Raw genomic sequence first — 14,678 nt, 5'->3', positions numbered from 1 at the left:
TCAGGCTGCGTCGGCGGCGCTGGCGGTGGGGGCACCGAAGCGCTCGGCGAACGCGGAAGCGTGCTCGTTGACGAAGAGCCGCGCACCCTCACGGAACCGCGCCCGGGCGAGGTCGGCGTCCAGCACTCGGCCGACGTACGCCTCGGCCGGCACCTGCTTCTCCGCGGCGGCGCGCTGCAGCTGCTCGTACGCCTCGTCGCTGATCTCAATCCGGATTTCCCGTGCCATGCCACCACCGTAGCGGCTCGTGTCCGCCCTCGGCAGGGGAACGCCAGCCTGACCGAACTACGTCACGGACGAAGTCCGCCAGGAGCATCAGCAGCGGCAGCGGCAGCGGCAGCGGCAGCGGCAGCGGCAGCGGCAGCGGCAGCGGCAGCGGCAGCGGCAGCGGCAGCCAAGGTTGACTGCGCCGCGAGCGCCCAGTCCGCAACAGCCTCTGTCAACCTGACCTTCTTCTCCTTGAGCGCATCCCGCACCGGCTGGTCCCTGATCGCCCTGGCGACGGGGGCCGCGGCGTCCGGGGCCGGCCGGTACTGCGGGCAGTGTCGTTGGTGGTGATGTTGACCATCGTCTGGAGCCTGGGGTGGGTTGTGACCTCGATCGAACGGACCGCGTATCCGCGGTTCAAGCGGCTGATCACCGCGTACCCCTGGACGGCGCCACCCTCTAGCCGCTGATGGCCGTCGCCGAGCAGTGGCCCGACCCGTGGTTCGAGCCCTGGGAGCCCGCCGCGCCCGCCGGCTGGGGGATACGGGCCGTCAGAAGTCGTGCCTCCACGGGCGAATGGGGTCGAGGCGCTCTTGCGGACCGGTCCTACGCTGGAGGCATGGCCACCGATCCCTTGTTGAGACAAGGCCCCGAATCGACGGATCTGGTCCTGCGCGCCGGCCCGGCCGGGCCGGCGTGGAACGCGCTGACCTCGGCGGGGTCGGCGCTGTTGACTCCGCTTGTCCTGGGCGTGCCGACCCTGCTCGTCGCCTTCTGGATGGCGCTGGCTGGGGCGCGGGCGTCGACCGTGTTCGTGGTGGTGGGGGTGATCGCCGGGCTAGAGTACCTGCTCGGCTGGCTGGCGCTGGCCTTTTCCCGGGCCCGGGACATCCTGCGGGTGGAGTTCGCGCCGACAGGGGTGCCCGCGTCCCTGCGGTTGGTCCGGGCCGCCGGGCCGGACGACTGGCTGCCCCTCGACACCCTGCGCGAGGTGCGGCTGACGCACGAGGTGGAGGAGCCCTACCAGGGGGACCGCAAGCCGGCCGTCTCCACGCTCGCGCTGGAACTCGTCCTGCGGGGCGGCCGGGAGCGGCTCGCCCCCCTCCCGTTCGGCGGCGACCCGCAGCAGCTCGCCGACGCACTGGAGGCCCTGCTCGGCCCGGCTGCGATCGTGGTGGAGCTGCGCACCGAGCGCAGCACACGCGATCAGCCGCGGTCCCACTCGACCTGGTTCTCCGGCGGTTCGGCCTCGGCCGGCTCGGGTGGCGGCTGACCCCGGACTGCCCGTGGCGCTCCCCGGCCGGGGAGCGCCCGTCGATGCAGCCGACGGCAGGCGGTGCGGGGCAGCCTGCCGCTACTTGGGCGCGTTGAGCCGCCGGGTCGGCTCGGCCGCAGCCGGGTCCTCCCGCCACGGGTAACGGGGTAACAGCCGCGGAGCCCTCAGGACTTCAAAACCACCCCATTGCCCCTGCTCCAGTGACCCGCTCATTCCAGGGCCCCCTGCTGCGGGCAGCAGTCCGTCAGTGCCCACGACGAGCGAGTTGGGTGCCTGCCGGGCAGCGAGTCGGGTTCTGGCAGGCTGACCAAGTGAGCGGGAATGTAGAGGCGTCCGGCGACCGGTTTCGAGATCGACGCGAACGCAAGTACGGATATAACTTCCTCGATGAGGTTCTGGTGCACTGTCCTCGGTGTGATGGGTGCGCCACTGTCAGGCCCCACCCCGAGATCCCAGCAGGTGAGAAGGCTGCCGGCTACGGGAGCCTGAATCTCCATCGGCGGCTGCGGTGCACGGGGTGCGGCTTCTTCAAGGATCGGAAGGTCGACTCTGCTGTCGTAGGCAGCCCTGTCGATCCCTACTTCCAGCGACCGGTGTGGTTGCAGACGAGCTGCTGTGGACACGTCCTGTGGGCCTATAACGTGCGTCATCTCGATCTGCTGGAGGCCTACGTGGGGGCCAAGCTTCGTGAGCGCGGAGAGCTTGCGCCTTGGGCCCCGATGAGTCTGGTTGAGCGGCTTCCCACCTGGTTGAAGGTCGCGAAGAACCGGACCGAGGTTTTGCGGACGATCAGGCGCTTGCGTTCCACACTGCCTGCTGGTGGGTGATCGGACGCGCGGCGGCCACAGCTCAGGCACGGCCGACGGACGTCCATCCGGCCAGCATGCAGGGGCCCGCTCTCACCCGTTCGACGACGAGCCAGCGCACGCGAAGCGGTCTGGACACCCTCCGTGACCGCTCCCCAAGATCTGTGCCAGAACCGAGTTCTGAGAACGCCTCTTCAGCGTGTCGGGGCAGGCTCGAGGCCCATGTGGTCCGTGAGGTGAAATGGAAGCGCTTGGCGTCGAAGGACGACAGTAGAACTGGAGTGCGCGGTGGGGACGATACTCAAGGGCCTGAGCCATGTTCGGCGACCTGAGTTGACGCACGCCTACGGATCAGCGGCAGAGGTTCCGGGCCGGCTGTCACGGGTGGCCTGGGATGACGCCCGGACGAGTGCTTCAGCAGGTTGCTACAGGCGTTCCTTTAACTCGCGAAGAAAGCCGAGACGAGCCCGTCCTCCCATTTAGCTTCTTCGAGTTGGCCACTGATCAGGTGATGGTCCTCAACGGGGCCTGCCTCGGCACGAGCACCAGTCGACCGCGGCGTCGCACGCTTGAAGTCCTGGCGGATCTTCCGCAGATCCCGGTGCAGTCCGAACCGCATGCCGTCTATCGCCAAGGCCATCCTCACCCTGGAGCGGCGGCGCTGAAGAAGCTCCATGAGCGACTGGGCGGCTCGAGTGGACTGACGCCGAACACACCGAACTCGCCCAGTTCTGCCAGCACGTCGATGCCCTCGACACGGGTGAATTTCGACTGCCCTTCGACCGCCGCTAAGCCTCTGGAGCTATGACCTGAGATAAACAATGGCGGCGCCGGCATTGTTTATCTCAGTGTGTTCACTCCGGGGTCCTGGGGCCCTGACCCGCAGGAGCGCTCGAGTCATGCGGGGCGTTCGGCGTCATCGGCACCGTGGGGGTACCAGGAGTCCTGGGGCCCTGACCCGCAGGAGCGCTCGAGTCATGCGGGGCGTTCGGCGTCATCGGCACCGTGGGGGTACCAGGAGTCCTGGGGCCCTGACCCGCAGGAGCGCTCGAGTCATGCGGGGCGTTCGGCGTCATCGGCACCGTGGGGGTACCAGGAGTCCTGGGGCCCTGACCCGCAGGAGCGCTCGAGTCATGCGGGGCGTTCGGCGTCATCGGCACCGTGGGGGTACCAGGAGTCCTGGGGCCCTGACCCGCAGGAGCGCTCGAGTCATGCGGGGCGTTCGGCGTCGTCGGCTTCGGCTCCCGGTTCGGTTTCTGCTCGTGCTGGACCTGGACCTGGACCACTGTGCGTGCAGGTGCAGGTGCGGGTGCCGCCTCGGCGCCGGCCACGCCGGCTGTCCCGGAGAATATCGCGGCCACGCAAGACACGCCGACGACGTAAGGGACGCGCTTCTTAATAACCATGACATTTTCTCCTAGATTTCTCGCATTTCCTGAATTCGAGGCCCCCCGGAGAGGGAGGCCGCTTCCCTTTTATGGTGTGGCGCTTTACTTGAATCCAGATTGCCCGCGCGGGGCCATCGACAGAAAAGCACGAAGATGCGGGGCTTGACAGCTCTGAATGGGCATAGATAATCACGCCTCCGCAGGCATCGGGAAGGCCATGCGTGCTGATGCTCTGGCTAGCGCCGGCGGCCTCGGGAGATCCGTGATGTTCATCAACGCAGCATTCGCCAACGCGGCGGTCAGCCTCCCTCTGGCCACGACCACGAGGCCGTGGCCGCCACATTTTAGGCGGCCGGAAGCGGCGGCAGCGTCGGCGCGGAGGAAGTCGCGGTGGTCCGTCAGCTCACCGAAATGTTCAGGAGCGCGGACGAGGAGCTCGGGGGCGGACACGGGCTGACCACGGTCACCACCTACCTGACTGACACCGTTGCCCCTATGCTCGCTGCCCGCTTCCCCTCCGCAGCCGTACGCAAAGACGCCTTCGGGGCCGCCGCCCAGCTTGCCTGCCTGGCCGGTTGGAAACACCACGACCTCGGCCGAGATGGCGAGGCCGGGCGCGCTCGCGCCCTGGCCGAAGCGGACCTTTGTGAAGGTCCGCCTGCACTGGAACCAGAGACCGTCGATACGAAACGCTACGGTCTGACGGACGCACTGGACGACCTCGCTGACGCGGGTGACCCCATCGAGCGTCTGGCCGTGGCCGGGTACGTGGTCAACGCCGCCGCCGATCTGCTCTGCGACCACCACCACGCGTGGATCGGCGGCGGGAAGTGGTTGCCCCGCCGCCTGTTGGAAGCCGACCCACAGCGCGGAGCCGCCCTTCTCGCAGGGCACCATCACTTGTGCGGCTCAGGCGAGCCCGCAGCACTGATCAGCGCAGCGTCGAAGGTGCTCGACCTCGTCGGCGGCCCCCTCCGCGAGGGCTACCGCAGGACCTGGCACGGCACCAACGACTCGGTTGCCCCGACGGACTGACGCATACCGCCAACACCGCAGCGGACAACGGACAGCTGGCAACCCTGTCCATAACTTCGCCTCGAACGCCAGATTACCCGGCAGGACGCCCGGTCCGGGCTCCGTCACCCGGGACTGGGCGAGCATCGGCTCCACGGGAGGCTTCAGCACCACTGCGTGCCCCGGCCCGGGTCAGCCGAGGTAGTTCTCGGGATGCGCCGGCTGCTGTAGCGTCCAGAACTCGCCCGAGCAGCCCGACGGCAGCGGCCGGAAGCGGTGCCCCTTCACATCCGTACTCCAATGGTGCTCACCACCGCAGTCGCACTCGTAGATCCCGCTGGTAGGCACGACCTCACCGGGATGCCACGACGTCTTCTCCTCACTCATCGCTTCTGTCTACGATGGCGCAGCGCACGGCGCGACCCGGACCCTCCAGATGCGCTTTCGCCGGAACCCGCGCGCTCGGTGATGGGGCTCGACGAATCTCCCCACCCGGTACTCGGGGTGGCTCCAGACCTGCTCCCTGGATCTCCTCAGCTACGAGCCTTGATTTGCGGTGGGGTGGCATGGAGGAGAGGTCGGCCGAGAGTCGGCAGTCTATCAAGCGGCTGGGAAGCGCGAGCAGCGCGTACCTATCGGACGTGGGCCTTGACCTCGTCGTAGACGGATCGATCGGTGCGCAGTGCGCTGTGGCCAAGGCAGGCGGTGGTGGTGTTGATCGCTCCGGTCAGAGAGACGCTGCTGGCGGGGTTGACGACGTTGTCGCAAGGTGAGCGCCAGGTGGCGTACCGGGTGGTGCCGGGGGTTTCGTCACCGGAGTTGAGCTCGTTCAGGAAGGCGGAGCCGGGTCGCATTTCGACACAGGGAGCGCCGCCGCACCAGCGTGCCGTTTCGGTGCCGTGGTTGGGACCGGCCAACGACACCCACGCATCGACCTTGGCTGCGCCGTCCAGGTTCTTGAGGTAGTAGCGGGAGGACAGGGCTCCCATCGAATGGGCGACAACATCGACCTTGCTGGCACCCGTGCGAGTCAGGACGCGCTCGATCTCATCGGCAAGCTGCGCGGCGGTCGTAGCGTTCGACTGGGTGAAGTCGTAGCTCCACTGGTCGAGGTGGTCGGCCGGCCAGCCGTCGGACTGGAAGCGGGTGGCCATGGTCTGCCAAGGGGAGGGGTCGGGGTTCCAGCCGTGCACGAAGATGACGGGATCGGGGGCAGGCGCCTTGTGCTGATTGCCGGCCGCCGAGGCAGGGGCGGCGGCGGGAAACAACGGAATGAAGGCAAGGAAGAGCGCCGGGACGCTCCGCACCAGGTTTTTGATCACGCGCGGTTTGTAGCGGGTCCCCTGCGGGGGCGACAGGGCTGGCCGTGGACGCTCACCCACCTGGCGGCAGGGATTCACCGCAGAAACGTGACAGCACTCGGGAGGATTGGACCCGCGCGGCCTCACACAGTCCCACAGTGCGGCGAGGGCCTGGAGGTAGGGGGTTCGCTCGGTGCGGGCCGCCTGCCCCAGCACCGGTCACAGTGCGGCGCGGCGCGTGCGGGCGAACGCCGCGGTGCGGCGGAGCGCGTCCACGCCATGTCCGTCCCGGTACTGGTCGATGAGCATGGTCGGGACCGCGTCCAGGTGCTGCACACCGGCCCGGGTGCCGTGGATCTGCCACACCGACCGGCAGCGCGGTCACCGCGACGCCCATTCTGCTCCCGCGTGCTGACGACTACCGCGAGATGAAACAGGCCCTGGGACTTGCCCACTTCGAGGGCCGCACCTGGACCGGCTGACACCACCACGTCACCCTCGTCTCCGTCGCACACGCCTTCTGCACCCTGCAACGACTGGCCAGAGCAGCCCCAAAAGACACGGCCAGCCTGAGCCTCTACCAGGTCGTCCGCGAACTACAGACACCCCTCGCCACCTGGAACGGCACCTGCCCCACCTGCCACCGCGACATACCCACACCAACTCCAACCTGACCAAGCCCTACTGTCGTCCACCCGCAGCCCTTGCCGTAGACGGACAACCCACCTTGCCGTCACTGGCCTTGGCATTGGCGTGCGCAAACTGAACCGACTGTCAGGTGACACATGGGCCCTCTGACAGGGAAGACGTCAGAATGCCCCCACCGTGAGGGGTGAGGGGCATCGCGAAACGGACACGGACGGGAACGTTCGGCTCTGCCGTCCGTGCCACCGGCTCAAGACACTTCAGGACTTCGGGTCCGCTGGCCCGATGACCGTGCCGAAACCGTCATCCACCAGTGCACAGCTGACATCGCCGACCGAACCGGCGATCGGGATTCCGTGGAGGGTCTTGCAGACGTCTAGGCCCAACCCGGGGACTGGTGATGCGGCGCTTGCGGGTGCGGCTAGGACCCCGACGAGAGCGGCAGCCCCAAGGGAGAGCGCGGTGAGTGTCCGGCTGGTGTTGTTCATGCGCTGCCAACGATCTTGACCCGTCCGGGTCACGCCCGGCTCACAGACACCGCCCTGTACCAGTCCTGACCAGACCCGTGCGAGTGCGGAAGGGGTGCGGTGTAGGCGCGCACGCTGCCCTGGTAGGCGCCCGGTCGGTCACGGGGCCGAACACGGCGCCGCACCCCGGCACGGGCGTTGGGCGGCTCGAGCCGGGGCGGGTGGGGCGTGCGGCTTGCAGTCACGAGATGAGTGAATTGCGTGATTACTGCCGATGTTCACGGACTGATGGGCATCAAGAAGGCTTGTCGGCACCCGTCACCACCGCCCGCCGCCACGCCGCCCACGGCACCCGCAACCGGTCCGCAGCCTGCCACCCCTGTTCCTCCGCCTCCCGACGAGTCACATCGTCCGCAGCCGACTGGCAGACCCGGCACAGGCCGCCCTGTGCGGCGCTGGTTCGGCGGGGTCGGGCGGTGCTGGTGTCACAGCTGGGGCACGTACGGGGCGAGGCCGACGATAAGGACGGACCGTTCGCCCGGCCCCGGCATGGAGCCCGTGCGAACCGGGCCGACGTAGTGGCTGACTCTGTGGTCGTGGACGGCGTAGCCATCCAGTGGGTCGGTGAGGGTAAAACTGGTGTGGGTGTCCGCCCACGGGTCCTCGGGCTGCAGGCCCGCACTGCCCGGCGTGGCGATGACGTTCTGCCCACCGGTGACGTTGGTACGGCTGATCAGGTGGGCGAAAGTGAACGTGCTGGCCGAACCACCGTCCTGGTGCAGGCAGTTCGGGGAAGAAACAGCGTCCTGGCCTGGACCGTCGACGCCGAGCCTGATCAGGTGGACCCCAGCCCACAGCGGCCGTCTCCTCAGGTCCTGCAGGGACAGGACCTGCTCGATGTCCCAGTGCAGGAGCCGCAGCAGCAGGGCGTTGCCGCGCAGCGCCTCGGGAATGTCGGGGAGCACGCGACGCTTTCGCGGGTGCTCTGGGTCGTCTTCGCCCTGGGAAAAATTGGTGACCGTACCGTGTACGGGGTCGGGGGTTCCGGGAATCCAGGACAGTTCGTCCTTCCACGGCAGGTACACGGCATGGGAGTAGCGGCGGAACCGGTTCGTTCCCGGAGCGTACGGGTCGGGCGGCAGAGCCGCGAAGACGTCCCGGATCTGGGCCAAGTCCCCCGCAGCGGAGCCGACCGGGTCGATACCGAGTTGCTCAGCGCCGTAGCGGGCGAACCCGCGCTCGCGCAGACCCTCCACGCCTACAGGACCAGGACGCCCCGCATCAGAGTGCGACCGCCGCTGGGGCTCAGCATTTTCCACGTGTTCCTCCGACAGGTCACCACGACGGCGATAGCGCCGGCGGCCGTGCCGACCTTACGCACACCTGCCTCTCTTCCCTGTGACCCAGCTCCCCTTCAACGGGCCCCACGTGACCACACCCCCCTTCTACAGTCCCCGCGGTCGGCAGCGCGGGACACCCGCCCCGGCCCCACGAACACCCTCAGAACCCCTTCAGAACATGGCCAACCTCCGCAGGAAGGAGCGACGAACGGCCCGGGCAAAGACCCGGACCGGGCCGCCGTGCGCGCGGCGCAGCTGAGCGCGATCAACCAGGACTCGGACTGCCCGTGGCCGCTGGACTGGCAGCGGCACCACCGCGTGCTGGCGGACCTGGTGGACGCCGACGGCAGCCTGCCCGAGATCCAGCCCGGTGTGCTGATGGACGGCGACGACATCGGCAAGTTGCTCCAGCAGCAGAAGCAGCCTGGCACCTGGGCGCGGCTCCTGCCCGAGCAGCAGGAGCGGCTGACCAAGCTCGGCGTACAGCCCACCCAGGCACCGTCTCCCGCCCTCCCAGCGACAGGTCGTACGGCGAAGGACCCGAGCAAGGCACAGCAGGCGTGCCAGCGGGGCCTGGAGGCCCTCGCGCAATGGGTCGCGCGGGAAGGCCCGGAGCGCGGGTGTCACGCCGGGGCTACGGCTGCCTTCACCTGCGGGGGCACCGTATGGAACAGGTAGTGAGGCCAGCAGAGCAGCTGGAGCAGACGAGAGCCCCGTACGCCGTGGCGTACCGGGCTCTCGCCGTGGGTGGCGCGCGCGTTGATGGTCCGTTCCACCTCGTTGCGGCGCTTGTACATCGCCTGGTCGAAGCCGGTGGGACGACCGCCTGCGCTCCACCGGCGGCGGCGGTTTGCCCGCTGGTCCTGGCGTTCGGGGGTGGTGTGCTTGATCTGGCCGCGGCGCAGGTATCGCTGGTTACGGCGGGAGGTGTACGCCTTGTCGCCGCTGACGTGGTCGGGCCGCGTGCGCGGGCGGCCTCCGCCAGGGCAGGGCACACGGATGCGTTCGAGGACGGGGATCAGTTGCGGGGCATCACCCCACTGTCCCGGTGTGATGACGATGTCGAGGGGACGTCGGCGGCCGTCACTGGCCAGACGGATTTTGGAGGTCAGTCCGCCCCTGGAGCGGCCCAGAGCTTCATCGTCGCGGTGCTGGGCCGGTCGGCCGCGTCGGCCCGGAACGCGGGGTGGGCGTTCACGGGCGCCGGCGGCGTGCTGATGGGCTCGGCAGGACGTCGAGTCGACGCCGACCATGGTCCAGTCGATCCGGCCCTCCGCGTCAGCGTCGGCCTGGACGGCTCGCAGCAGCCTGTCCCAGATGCCATCCGCCGACCAGCGGCGATGACGGTCGTACACCGTCTTCCATTTCCCGAACCGTGACGGCAGATCCCGCCACGGGATGCCGGTCCGCTGACGGAAGAGAATGCCGTTGATCACTTTATGGTGACTCTTCCATCTACCACCGCGCCCGACGTTCCACGGCAAGTGCTGCTTCAGCCGAGCCCACTCCGCGTCAGATAGATCACCCCGCCCCACGAGAGGCGGAACGATACAAGCACCTACCCGTCACCCGACCCGTCGGACGCGACCTAAAACCTGTCGGACGGGTCCGTTCCAGCTTAGCGGACACGCCCAGTCGCCATGAGTGCACCCGAGTTGCATGACTGATATCACGGCAGAATCATGAAAGTGGGGCTCCCATGCGAGCGTCCGTCTCCGGATGTCGGATAACACCGGCGTACCCAGAACCCGCGAACCTGCTGGAGATCTTTGATCTGGAAGCCAGGCGGAAGGGAAGGCTAGAGCATGTCTTACTTTCAATTGGTAGGGCTAACGTGCTATGAAACCACGGACGGATTTGGGGCCGACCAGGTGCGAATCTACTTTGGTTTTGATGACTTGATGTTTTTCGATAACAATATGGAGGAGGGGGACGAGTGGGATCTAAATCAATCCCGGGAATTCACGGCGTCTGAAAAGGTGTCCGTGTGGGAGTCGGATTCGGGGAGTGGTGATGACGAGATCGGATCGTTCCTGGTCACCTGGGACAACCCGGGCGAGCATGAGATAACGCTGTCGGGGGATGGTTCGCACTACATCCTCCGCTACAGGATTGGGCCGTAGTTTGGTGCCCTGCTCGGGTGCCGGTTCCAGCGGCCGCGCCCACGTCGACGGATCGGCGGCCAGATCGTCCCGCCCCATACCGCGTCGAACGATCCGCTGATGAGACCGTTACACGACCCCACCGAACATGCCCTAGGGGTGTCCGCAATGTCAGGTGGGGAGCCAGAGTCGTAGGCAGGCGAGGGTGACCAGGGCTTTGTAGTGGCGGGCTCGTTTGTCGTACCGGATTGCGAGGGCCTTGTTCTGCTTGAGCCGGTTGAAGCAGCGTTCGACGACGTTGCGACGCCGGTAGACGGTTCGGTCGAGACGGCACAGGCTCTCGCCTCGTCGCAGGCGCCCACTGATCTGGTCGCTGGTCAGGCATAGGGTCGGCGGTCTCGTGGCAGTGGTGACGTGTCGTGTCGTTGCTTTGGTGGAGGTCGAGGATGCCGTCGGTCGTGGGTGCTGGAACAGCGTGAGCTCACCGCTCGCCGTCGTGTCGACGATCTGCGGGAGGAGGCCGACCGCCTCCAGGCGGAGCTGGCCTTGTGCTGAGCGGGAGTGGAACGAGTGGGTCATCGCCCGCTCACGCGTTGGCGAGGTACGGGCCCCGGGCAACGACGCCGTCGTCGGCCCCGCCGCCTCCGACGGTCTGCCGGCTCCCGGTGTGCAACCGGCGCGGCCCGACCGGCGGAGGCGGCGAAGCCGAAAACAGTGGTGCCGGTGTGGCGCGCGCGGCTGGCCTGGTCGGCGCTGTCGGTGGACTACCAGCGCATCCTGCAGGCCCTCAGCGACCGTAACCGACTCGGTCAAGGAGCGTTGAGGTGCCAGGAGATGGCCGCCTGCTTCGGCCTGGACCCCGTACCGGGAAAGGTGGAGGCACTGCGATCGAAGGCCAAGCGGCTGACGGCGCGCGGCTGGCTGATTGAGCCGGCACCTGGCCGATTCACGCTCGCGAAGGGCGTGGCCGGGCAACGCGGCGGGTCATGAGCATCGTCATCGACCAGTAGACCATCGCCTCCGCGCTGGCGATGGAACGCTCGAAGTCGCGCACGGGACGGCGACTTCGCATCAGGTGGGCGAAGAACCGCTCGACGATCCACCGCTTGGGCAGCACGACGAAGCCGCGGATGTCGTCGCTGCGTTTGACGATGGCGAGGACCAGGGCGAGGGCCGCGAGGCAGTACTCGACGAGGCTGCCGGTGTATCCGCCGTCGGCCCAGACCAGGGCCAGCAGGTGGTGCGCGGCAGTGACCTGGGTGAGCAGGACCTGGGCCGCGGCGCGGTCGCCCACATCCTGCGGTGACCATCACCGCGAGCAGCAGGCCAAGGGTGTCGACCACGACGTGCCGCTTGCGCCCGTTGATCAGCTTGCCGCCGTCGAAGCCGCGGCTGTCAGAGCGCGGACCAGGCGGCGGAGCCGGTCGTGGAACTCGCGGACCAGATCGTGGTTGCGCCAGCGCCGGAAGAACGCGTAGACCCGGTCCCACGGTGGGAAGTCGGCAGGCATGGCCCGCCACTTCGTGCCGTTGTCGACCAGGTAGCGGATCGCGTCCAGCATCGCGCGGTGGCAACAAGCCTCCGGTTGCCCGCCCCGGCCCCGCAGGCAGCCCGGCACCGGCAGCAGTGGCCGGACCACCGCCCACTCGGCGTCCGACATGTCGGTGGGATACCGGCGCTCGCGCGCCCCGTGGTCTCTGGCGTTCCCGAACCTGTGAGCCAGACAGTCACACGCGAGCGTGGCTGAAGTGGACCCCACTCCCGCGTTGCCGTAGAAATGCGACAACAGGGCCTCCTGGACCGCACGTTGGCTTCGACACCCTTCGAGCTGCCAAGAGGCCCTGCTCTCATGCACGGCAGCCGCCGCAGTCATCCGATCGACTGACTTCTCGACGAGATCGGGACGACGGCAGTCGCGTCGCTTCTCGTGATCGCCGGGACGGACAAATTCGCACTGCCATCCAGGTAGACGGTCGGCTTGGTGACGCCCCGAGGCCGCCTCGCGGGTTTGAGCCCGGTGCCGCGACTGACGAACCTGGCGAAGAGTCGTGTCTTACCGGCTCGAGGCGCGGCCAACCGCCCCGCTACGTCCTACTTCTCCTCCGGCTCCCAGGCGCGGAGCAGGTCGAGCAGCCCTGCGTCTCCGTCAACGTGCAAGGAGTCGGCCTGGATCCGGTCGTACAGGTAGAGGACCAGCTCACTGGCCGTGCCGTGGACGGAGGCGCCGGCTGCGTCCGAGTCTTCGCCGGTCGCGGCGGTGGGCGCGGGGATGCGGGTGGTGCGTGCGCCGTCGCCGTCGACGGTGAGGCGCCAGGAGCGGCCCTCGGCGGCGTGGAAGTCGAAGGCCGTGGGCTTGTGCGGCCAGGCACTCGGCGTTGCGCAGACGGTGAACAGGAACTCCTCCACACCGTCGAGTGCCAGCTCGACCGGCAGCGGCTGCGGGGCGCCCCCGGCGAGCTGGGCGTCGTAGGTGTGCACCGCGGTCTCCTGGACCCGGTGCCGGGCGGTGCCGCCGGCGGTCTGCGGTGACTGCGACGCGGGCCACCACGTCCAGCAACCGCTCTCCGGTCCCCCCGCGCGCAGGGCGCCCAGCAGAAGCTGCGTCGACGCGTCCAGCCAGGCCAGCAGGGCCTCACGCTCCTGCGGCACTTCCAGCGCGGCGCGCGCGGCGACGGCCTCGGCCGGGGGAGCGTCGGCAGACCCCGCGCCGACGATGGCGGCCCAGAAACGGTCTCCCCCACCCAGGTGCTTCACCAGGTCGAACAGCGTCCACCCGGGGCAGGTCGGCACCTGCGCGTCGAGACCGGGCGCGGCGGCGACCACGGCGCGGAAGGCGGTCGACCGTTCATCGATCAGTCGCAACAGGTCAGGGAACTCAAGATTCTTTTCCACGCCGGATGTCTATCACCGTGCTCCGGTGATAGACAGCGATTTTCACAGTCGCCGCCGGTTGGCCATTGCGGACGTCCTCGCCTCCCACCGCTCGGGTGACAAGCCGCGCACTGCTGCCAGGACGCTGGTGGCGGCGGTACGCCAGGAGTCGTGCCTGTGGGTGCTCTGGCCTCGCCGTGCGGCCAGGCACCTCGGCGACGTGACGTCCACCCGGTGCGCGCGGTCATGCTGCCGCTCGATGTGATGGACGCGGAGGTCACGACGGCGGAGGAGGACCGGTCGGGTCGGGAGTTCAGGTGACTCCCGTTCGACCAGCACTCCTCAAGTTCGGAACAACAACAGCCACTGAGCGTCTGTCACCTGGGGCAGCGGCACCGCCGCCGACCGAACAGCGAAGGCGTCGAGGCATCAGATCCGCTCATGCGCGAGATGGCCTGAGGGCTGGCGCCGAGAAGCCTTCGCGCCAAGTCGGGGCCGAGCACGGGTGGTCGGCGAATGCGGCCTGACCCGACGCTTCCGCTCTGGGTGAGCAGCCCTGAGTGGCACAGGCTGAACACGGCATCACCGCCCATCCCCCGTGTGCCCGGCGGGCTGAAACGATTCGGTCAAAACCTGCTGTGACATGACCCACCCAGCCCCCGTGCCAGCTGCTCCCGCAATCGGAGAGCCTCGTGTGGGCGTCGCGCGTCGGCCGGTACCGGGGCCCGCCCGAGCCGCCGATACGCTGCGGCGCCATGGACGGTACACCGCCGCACACCGATACCGACTCGGACCACCGCCTGTGTGGGATCTGCCCCGCACTGCGGTATCCGCGCGAGGGCTTCGTCGTCTTCGACTGGCCGTGCCGTGAAGCGCCCTTCGATCCGGCCGACGGGCATCGCTACACCCTTGGCGGGCAGCCCGAGCGTGGCGGACGGCTGGCACGGACGCGCCAGGGCTCTGATGGGGGCGACCAAGGTAGCCATCTCAGGCAGAGGCCGTCGGGGTTCGCTGAATCGGCGGCGCACCGGTATTCGGCGTTGATGCGGCCTCTTCGAGCTGGTCTTGATGATGACGCGGCAGGCAACCTTCGCCGGGGTGCCCTGGTCGACGAGTGCCCGGGCACGGGCTTGGCGGAGGTGCCGGGCGTTATGACGCGGCTTCCGGGGATTCTCCCGGTGGTGGAGGAGTACCGGGCGATGCGAAATGTCCAGGGTTCCTCCCCCCTCTCCCCTCGACCGACTCGCCTTCAGCCCACCCG

The 14,678-nt window shown here is 68.3% G+C and carries 13 protein-coding genes and 4 pseudogenes; 7 read left to right on the top strand and 10 right to left on the bottom strand.

Features of this window, described 5'->3' with window-relative positions:
- Positions 1–228 (bottom strand): hypothetical protein, encoded by a 228-nt coding sequence (locus tag ACIPUC_RS15055; protein ID WP_446589678.1) that lies wholly within the window; start codon positions 226–228, stop codon positions 1–3.
- A gap of 598 nt (positions 229–826) precedes the next feature.
- On the opposite strand from ACIPUC_RS15055, the gene ACIPUC_RS15050 reads away from it, so the two are divergent.
- The 3 genes and pseudogenes from ACIPUC_RS15050 (at position 827) to ACIPUC_RS15040 (ending at position 4,712) form a co-directional block, all read left to right on the top strand.
- Positions 827–1,480, top strand: coding sequence for a hypothetical protein (locus ACIPUC_RS15050; protein ID WP_446589677.1), 654 nt, complete (start codon positions 827–829; stop codon positions 1,478–1,480).
- Positions 1,481–2,819: 1,339 nt separating this feature from the next.
- A pseudogene (locus tag ACIPUC_RS15045) lies at positions 2,820–2,954 on the top strand (IS5/IS1182 family transposase); the annotation flags it as partial.
- A gap of 1,113 nt (positions 2,955–4,067) precedes the next feature.
- Entirely contained in the window at positions 4,068–4,712 is a 645-nt protein-coding gene (locus ACIPUC_RS15040; RefSeq protein WP_446589676.1) for a hypothetical protein, read from the top strand.
- Positions 4,713–4,883: 171 nt separating this feature from the next.
- Here ACIPUC_RS15040 and ACIPUC_RS15035 read toward each other — a convergent pair whose 3' ends face one another.
- The 3 genes from ACIPUC_RS15035 to ACIPUC_RS15025 all read right to left on the bottom strand — a co-directional run bounded on the left by ACIPUC_RS15035 (position 4,884) and on the right by ACIPUC_RS15025 (position 6,358).
- A complete protein-coding gene (locus ACIPUC_RS15035) occupies positions 4,884–5,078 on the bottom strand; it encodes a hypothetical protein (protein ID WP_446589675.1) in 195 nt (64 codons plus the stop codon).
- A 245-nt stretch (positions 5,079–5,323) separates the two neighbouring features.
- Complete coding sequence (locus ACIPUC_RS15030) at positions 5,324–6,010, bottom strand: esterase/lipase family protein (protein WP_446589731.1); 687 nt, start codon at positions 6,008–6,010, stop codon at positions 5,324–5,326.
- A gap of 201 nt (positions 6,011–6,211) precedes the next feature.
- The gene (locus tag ACIPUC_RS15025) at positions 6,212–6,358 is read right to left on the bottom strand and encodes a hypothetical protein (RefSeq protein WP_446589673.1); all 147 of its coding nucleotides are present in this window, start codon (positions 6,356–6,358) and stop codon (positions 6,212–6,214) included.
- 50 nt (positions 6,359–6,408) lie between these two features.
- On the opposite strand from ACIPUC_RS15025, the pseudogene ACIPUC_RS15020 reads away from it, so the two are divergent.
- Positions 6,409–6,561 (top strand): annotated as a pseudogene (locus ACIPUC_RS15020) (IS701 family transposase); the annotation flags it as partial.
- Between the two features lie 1,028 nt (positions 6,562–7,589).
- Here ACIPUC_RS15020 and ACIPUC_RS15015 read toward each other — a convergent pair.
- A complete protein-coding gene (locus tag ACIPUC_RS15015; RefSeq protein WP_446589672.1) occupies positions 7,590–8,360 on the bottom strand; it encodes a 2OG-Fe dioxygenase family protein in 771 nt (256 codons plus the stop codon).
- Positions 8,361–8,684: 324 nt separating this feature from the next.
- Between ACIPUC_RS15015 and ACIPUC_RS15010 the strand changes: the two genes are divergently transcribed.
- Complete coding sequence (locus tag ACIPUC_RS15010) at positions 8,685–9,122, top strand: helicase associated domain-containing protein (protein WP_446589671.1); 438 nt, start codon at positions 8,685–8,687, stop codon at positions 9,120–9,122.
- On the opposite strand, the gene ACIPUC_RS15005 is transcribed toward ACIPUC_RS15010, so the two are convergent.
- Complete coding sequence (locus ACIPUC_RS15005; protein WP_446589669.1) at positions 9,068–9,979, bottom strand: IS5 family transposase; 912 nt, start codon at positions 9,977–9,979, stop codon at positions 9,068–9,070. The two genes, ACIPUC_RS15010 and ACIPUC_RS15005, sit on opposite strands and share 55 nt — an antisense overlap.
- 270 nt (positions 9,980–10,249) lie before the next feature.
- Between ACIPUC_RS15005 and ACIPUC_RS15000 the strand changes: the two genes are divergently transcribed.
- Entirely contained in the window at positions 10,250–10,567 is a 318-nt protein-coding gene (locus ACIPUC_RS15000) for a hypothetical protein (protein ID WP_446589668.1), read from the top strand.
- Between the two features lie 150 nt (positions 10,568–10,717).
- Here ACIPUC_RS15000 and ACIPUC_RS14995 read toward each other — a convergent pair.
- Positions 10,718–10,918 (bottom strand): annotated as a pseudogene (locus tag ACIPUC_RS14995) (IS5/IS1182 family transposase); the annotation flags it as partial.
- 74 nt (positions 10,919–10,992) lie between these two features.
- Here ACIPUC_RS14995 and ACIPUC_RS14990 point away from each other — a divergent pair.
- Positions 10,993–11,536, top strand: a pseudogene (locus ACIPUC_RS14990) (hypothetical protein).
- On the opposite strand, the gene ACIPUC_RS14985 reads toward ACIPUC_RS14990, so the two are convergent.
- The 3 genes from ACIPUC_RS14985 to ACIPUC_RS14975 all read right to left on the bottom strand — a co-directional run bounded on the left by ACIPUC_RS14985 (position 11,493) and on the right by ACIPUC_RS14975 (position 13,438).
- Positions 11,493–11,840: a transposase gene (locus ACIPUC_RS14985; protein ID WP_446589667.1), complete on the bottom strand. Its 348-nt coding sequence runs from the start codon at positions 11,838–11,840 to the stop codon at positions 11,493–11,495. The pseudogene ACIPUC_RS14990 and the gene ACIPUC_RS14985 sit on opposite strands and share 44 nt — an antisense overlap.
- Positions 11,841–11,912: 72 nt before the next feature.
- Positions 11,913–12,206, bottom strand: coding sequence for a transposase (locus ACIPUC_RS14980; protein ID WP_446589665.1), 294 nt, complete (start codon positions 12,204–12,206; stop codon positions 11,913–11,915).
- Positions 12,207–12,637: 431 nt separating this feature from the next.
- Positions 12,638–13,438, bottom strand: coding sequence for a maleylpyruvate isomerase family mycothiol-dependent enzyme (locus tag ACIPUC_RS14975; protein WP_446589664.1), 801 nt, complete (start codon positions 13,436–13,438; stop codon positions 12,638–12,640).
- Between the last annotated feature and the right edge of the window lie 1,240 nt (positions 13,439–14,678).

The organism is Streptomyces sp. LARHCF249, assembly GCF_052871255.1.
This window is presented reverse-complemented; position numbering and strand designations above follow the sequence as displayed.

Excerpts from the sequence above, each read along its gene's own strand:
- ACIPUC_RS15000 (WP_446589668.1), top strand. The coding sequence starts at position 10,250 with ATGTCTTACTTTCAATTGGTAGGGCTAACGTGCTATGAAACCACGGAC.
- ACIPUC_RS15050 (WP_446589677.1), top strand. The coding sequence starts at position 827 with ATGGCCACCGATCCCTTGTTGAGACAAGGCCCCGAATCGACGGATCTG.
- ACIPUC_RS15035 (WP_446589675.1), bottom strand. The coding sequence starts at position 5,078 with ATGAGTGAGGAGAAGACGTCGTGGCATCCCGGTGAGGTCGTGCCTACC.
- ACIPUC_RS14980 (WP_446589665.1), bottom strand. The coding sequence starts at position 12,206 with ATGTCGGACGCCGAGTGGGCGGTGGTCCGGCCACTGCTGCCGGTGCCG.
- ACIPUC_RS15055 (WP_446589678.1), bottom strand. The coding sequence starts at position 228 with ATGGCACGGGAAATCCGGATTGAGATCAGCGACGAGGCGTACGAGCAG.